The organism is Nocardia vaccinii NBRC 15922 (assembly GCF_001613305.1).
Taxonomy (GTDB): Bacteria; Actinomycetota; Actinomycetes; order Mycobacteriales; family Mycobacteriaceae; genus Nocardia; species Nocardia vaccinii.
In genome coordinates this window covers 1-774 of record NZ_BDCC01000136.1, presented here as the reverse complement: position 1 = coordinate 774, position 774 = coordinate 1, and the positions used below count along the sequence as shown (strand labels likewise).

1 protein-coding gene is annotated in these 774 nt (G+C 60.9%); it reads left to right on the top strand.

Translation table 11 applies throughout. From position 1 onward, the window contains the following. Nucleotides 1–492 precede the first annotated feature (492 nt). Nucleotides 493–774: DUF262 domain-containing protein (locus NV1_RS41670; RefSeq protein WP_218027383.1), on the top strand; the 282-nt coding region annotated here is incomplete at its 3' end.

Sequence of the window (774 nt, the reverse complement as noted above, 5' to 3'; positions counted from 1 at the left end):
TGGCCGGTGCAAGACCCATCAGGGGGCGGAGCGTATGCCCGAGGTCGGAGCACCCTCGGAACTCGGCCTGCTGGATCTCTGAGGAGGCCTACCCGAAGCGCGAAACACTCTCTGCCCCAAGGGTATCTTCCTACATCTGTTGTGCGGGTTTTTCTTGTCGCTTCCGGCTGGAGGCTGACCCTCTGATTCCATTGAACCCAAGCGGAACGACCGGGTTGTCACGATTCAACCCAAGTTGACATTCCTGTGTTCACAGGTAGTCACGCGTGGTCCTGATCGACAGGTCTACCTGCGCTCAGGTATCCAAACTATCGCCCGCTCGTTCACGTGGAATCATGCGCGCAGGGCGCGCTGAAAGCTCGGGGTAGCTGCGGCACGGGGTGAGTCGGAACAGTGCTCGACGTTGGTGAGGCCGAGTTCCTTCTCGCACGCATGTCGGACCCCGCTGCTAGGGTCGCGGGACCATGATGGCCGCATCCGGGGAGGACCGCAGTGGCAGGGAATTTGGCGTCCGTGCGGGCGCTGCACACGGGGACAGAGAGCTTGGTAGAACTTGCCCGTCGGATCAAGAGTGGTGACATTCTGTTGCCAAAATTCCAGCGAGAGTTCGTGTGGAATCGCAAGCAGGTCCTTGAGCTACTGGACTCCGTCGCGCGCGACTACCCGATCGGCAGCGTTCTGCTCTGGCAGAGCCGAGAGGAGTTGGCAAGCGACCGCACGATCGCGAATCTTGAGGTAGCTGAGCCGCGTGACGACTACCCACGCAACTACCTG